Raw genomic sequence first — 3,969 nt, 5'->3', positions numbered from 1 at the left:
CCAGGTCACGGTGCATGGCGACCGCCCGGCCGCGCTTGCTGCCCCAGCCGGCGAACTGCTTGCGCACCTGCCAGTTCAGGTTCACGCGCATGGTCCCCGAGGTGCCGCCCTGCTTGGCCAGCGACACCGACGGGGCGGCCTTGGTGAGCGTCACCTTGGTGAGGCGGACGGGAGACGCGGCGGGGGCCGGCGGCGGGGGCATGGTGGGCGGCGGCACGGTGACCGGCAGGGCGACGGGCGGCGGCAGGGGCACGGGCGGCCCGGCGGGGGGCGGTGCCATGGCCGGGGAGGGCGCGGGCGCTGCCGCCGGTCCCGGGCGCGGCGCCGGTGCCGGGGGCTGGGCCGGGTGCTGCGGCTCGTCGACCGTGATGCCGAAGTCCGTGGCGAGGCCCTCCAGTCCGCTGCTGTAGCCCTGTCCCACGGCCCGGAACTTCCAGGCGCCCTGGCGGCGGTAGAACTCGCCCAGTACGAAGGCGGTCTCGACGCTCGCGCCGGTGCTGTCGAAGCGGGCGACCGCCGTGCCCGCGGCGGCGTCCCGCACCTCGATGTACAGGTCCGGCACCCGGCCGAACGTGCCGCCGTCCGCCGAGGCGGCGAGCACGACCCGGTCGATCGAGGACTCCACACGCGAGAGGTCGACCAGCAGCGTGTCGGTGACCCGGCCGCCGAGGTCGCGCTTGCCCTCGTGGCGCACCGAGCCCGAGGAGTGCGCGGGCTGGTTGTAGAAGACGAAGTCCCCGTCCGAGCGCACCTTCCCGCTCACCAGCAGCAGCGCCGAGGCATCCACGTCGGGGATGCCCGGACCGGACCGCCGGCCCACCTCGACGCGCAGAGCGGTGGTCGGCACCGGCGTGTTCGACCCCTTCAACATGGACATGCTCGCCCCCATCACGTGTGTGGCCCGGTCGTGCCCGGCAGTCCGTGGTCTCGCTCGCGCCCAACCTATGCCCGGTCGGCACGTACGCCCACGGGTGAGCGCCGGAACACGCGTGCGCAACCTCCGGTAACCCCCCGGGAACTCGCCCTTTACACGATCCGGGCCCCGAGTGACGCCCCTTTTTCACCAAGTTCGCTCACATTGGGTATTCCGCGTCACCGCCGACACGGAAAACAACCCTCTTATCGGTCTCCCCAACCAGCACATCGTGGGCTTAACTTATGTGCCATGACCTCCCCCCGCTCCACTTATGGCGGCGGCTACTACTCCGCCTCCTTCCCGGACACCCCGATCTACGACTCGCTCGTCGCCGAGCGGGGCACACCGCAGATCGCCCCGATCCGGGTCCCCGCGCCGTACGACACGGGAAGCCACCTGCCCGCCACGGGAAGCCACCTGCCGGCGCTCCCCTCGGCGCTGCCCGCCCTCCCGGCGGGTCCGTCCCAGCCCTCCTACGGTTACCCGCAGGCGCCGCAGCCCACCCCGTTGCAGCAGGCGCCCACGGCGTACATCCCCCAGCAGGCCACCGCCCCGCGCGGATACCCGGGTCCGCAGCAGCCGATGCCACCGCGCCCGATGGCGGGCGGCACGGGCTACGAGGCGATGCGCCCGGCGGCCCCGCGGCCCGCCCCGGCGCCCTACCAGGACCCCTACAACAACCAGCAGCAGCAGTACCGCGGGTACTGATCCGATCCTCGCCTGTCCGTGCCGCCTGGCACGATGAGGTCATGGGGAATGCGGAACTGCGCTCGATACACATCCACCCGGTCAAGGCGTTCCGGGCCCTGGGGCTCCGGGAGGCCGTCGTGGAGCCCTGGGGGCTGGCCGGGGACCGTCGCTGGGTGCTGATCGACGACGGGGGAAAGGTCGTCACGCAACGCCAGCAGTCGCACCTCGCGTTGGCCGTCGCCGAGCTCGTGCCCGGCGGCGGCCTTCGCTTGTCCGCGCCGGGCCGCGAGCCGATCGTCGTGCCCGTCCCGGACCCGGGTGCCACGGTGACCGTGGACATCTTCGGAAACAAGGTGGAGGCCGTCCCGGCCGACGACGCCGCGCACGCCTGGTGCGGCGGCCTTGTGGGAGCCGGTACCCGCCTCGTCCACATGGACGACCCCGCCACGCGCCGGTCCGTCGACCCGGACCACGCGCTGCCCGGCGAGACGGTGAGCTTCGCCGACGGCTATCCCCTGCTGCTCACCTCGCTCGCCTCCCTGGACTCCCTCAACGCGCTGATCGCGGAGGGCGACCACGCCGAGGAGGGCCCGCTGCCCATGAACCGCTTCCGGCCCAGCGTCGTGGTGGGCGGCGCCCCCGCCTGGGCCGAGGACGACTGGCGACGCATCGCGATCGGCGAGGTCGCCTTCCGCGTCGCCAAGCCCTGCGGCCGGTGCGTGGTGACCACCACGGACCAGGACACCGCCGTGCGCGGCAAGGAGCCCCTGCGCACCCTCGGCCGCCACCGTCGCTTCGGCCGCGAACTGCTCTTCGGGCAGAACCTGGTGCCCGAGTCGACCGGCACCATCCGGGTCGGGGACCCGGTCACGATCCTCGAATGAGCGCTCCTCGGACGAGCACGCCTCGGACAAGCACGCCTCGCACGAGCCGCCTCGAACGAGCGATTCCCGAAAGGGCGGCGACGGCCTCCGTCCGGGAACCCGGGCCGGGGACCGGTCGTTGGGAATTGTGAGAGCTTCGTGAGAGCTCCGGGCCGGAGGTGATTTCGCTCTCTCTTCGGCCGGGTTCGCGGGTGAGCGGCTCCGCCGGGGGTTATCAACGGAGCGGGGAAGGGGGTGCCGGAGATGCGAGCGATCAGCGGACTGTGGCGCTGGCGGCGCAATCCGTTGCGGCGCACGACCGATCTGGCCGAGTCCTGGGTGGCGTTGGCGGCCCTGCTGCTGATCCTGGTCGCCGCCCCCGTGCTCGGCGCCCTCGTGGGTTCCGCCGCCCAGGGCGCCCTCCAGCAGTCGGTGCGGGACCAGCGTCAGACCCGGCACATGGTGACGGCCACCGTGGTGAGGAAGGTGCGTCAGGTGGCGCCGGCGCCCGACCCGGAGATCTCCTCGGGACGGGACATACGCAGCCGCGTCGACGCCGACTGGACCGCCCCGGACGGCACGCGGCGGCACGGCCGGGTCGCCACGGATCTCAAGTCCCCCCGTCGCGGCGACCACTTCCCGCTGTGGACCGACCGGCACGGGCGGATCGTGACCCGCCCCCTGGACCCCGAGACGGCCACCACCCACGCCGTGCTGGCCGGACTCGGCGCGGCCCTGCTGACCGCCGGGCTGGTGGAGTGCATACGCAGACTGATCGTCTGGCGACTGCTCCGCCGCCGGTACGCGAGCTGGGACCGGGCCTGGGAGCGCGCGGGCCCGGACTGGGGCCGTACCGGCACCGGCAGCTGACCGCCTGCCGCCTCCGGTCAACCGACCGTCCGCGCGCACGCTACGGTGGACCGGCCGACGCATTCGGCAACGACCCGCGCACGAGCGAGCCGTAGGGGCGTGCCCCGACGGTGAACGCGCCATCAGTTCGACGAGGTGGGGGCACAGCAACGCCATGGCACAGGGCACGGTCCAGGTGACGCACACCGGCACTTCGCGGTGGCGGCGCCGCACGGGTGAGTACGCGTCGCTCGCCGCCGCCCTGGAGGCCGCGGCGGACGGCGACGTCCTCACCGTGGCCCCGGGCACCTACCGCGAGAACCTCGTCGTCCAGCGGGCGGTGACCCTGCGGGGACCCGAGGGCTCCGCGGGATCGGTACGGATCGCCCCGGTGGACGGGGTGCCGCTGACCGTGCGCGCCTCGGCGGTGGTGCAGGACCTCCATGTGGAGGGGCAGGACGCCGCCGCGCCCGCCCTGCTGGTGGAGGAGGGCGCGCCGGAGCTGAGGGACGTGCGGATCGTGACCCGGTCCGCGACGGGCGTCGAGGTGCGTGCCGGTGCCCGGCCGACCGTGCGGCGCTGCACCGTCGACAACCCGGCGGGCATCGGCCTGGCCGTACTCGACGGCGGCGGTGGGGTGTTCGAGGAGTG

5 protein-coding genes are annotated in these 3,969 nt (G+C 73.6%); 4 read left to right on the top strand and 1 reads right to left on the bottom strand.

All coding sequences use genetic code 11. The features are described 5' to 3' along the window. The coding region (locus ABZ484_RS38405) for a TerD family protein (protein WP_358870590.1) at positions 1–871 on the bottom strand (871 nt) is incomplete at its 3' end. Between the two features lie 294 nt (positions 872–1,165). Here ABZ484_RS38405 and ABZ484_RS38400 point away from each other — a divergent pair. The 4 genes from ABZ484_RS38400 to ABZ484_RS38385 form a co-directional block, all read left to right on the top strand. Continuing rightward, entirely contained in the window at positions 1,166–1,624 is a 459-nt protein-coding gene (locus ABZ484_RS38400; RefSeq protein WP_358870589.1) for a DUF6643 family protein, read from the top strand. 41 nt (positions 1,625–1,665) lie between these two features. Next, the gene (locus ABZ484_RS38395; protein WP_358870588.1) at positions 1,666–2,490 is read left to right on the top strand and encodes an MOSC N-terminal beta barrel domain-containing protein; all 825 of its coding nucleotides are present in this window, start codon (positions 1,666–1,668) and stop codon (positions 2,488–2,490) included. A 243-nt stretch (positions 2,491–2,733) separates the two neighbouring features. Next, positions 2,734–3,339 (top strand): hypothetical protein, encoded by a 606-nt coding sequence (locus ABZ484_RS38390; RefSeq protein WP_358870587.1) that lies wholly within the window; start codon positions 2,734–2,736, stop codon positions 3,337–3,339. 154 nt (positions 3,340–3,493) lie between these two features. Continuing rightward, the coding region (locus ABZ484_RS38385) for a right-handed parallel beta-helix repeat-containing protein (RefSeq protein ID WP_358870586.1) at positions 3,494–3,969 on the top strand (476 nt) is incomplete at its 3' end.

This window comes from Streptomyces sp. NPDC006393 (assembly GCF_040628575.1).
Lineage (GTDB): Bacteria > Actinomycetota > Actinomycetes > Streptomycetales > Streptomycetaceae > Streptomyces.
The sequence above is the reverse complement of the archived record's forward strand: the minus strand, read 5'-3'. Positions and strand labels throughout refer to the sequence as shown.

Coding starts and splice junctions, on each gene's coding strand:
- ABZ484_RS38395 (WP_358870588.1), top strand. CDS start 1,666: ATGGGGAATGCGGAACTGCGCTCGATACACATCCACCCGGTCAAGGCG.
- ABZ484_RS38400 (WP_358870589.1), top strand. CDS start 1,166: ATGACCTCCCCCCGCTCCACTTATGGCGGCGGCTACTACTCCGCCTCC.
- ABZ484_RS38390 (WP_358870587.1), top strand. CDS start 2,734: ATGCGAGCGATCAGCGGACTGTGGCGCTGGCGGCGCAATCCGTTGCGG.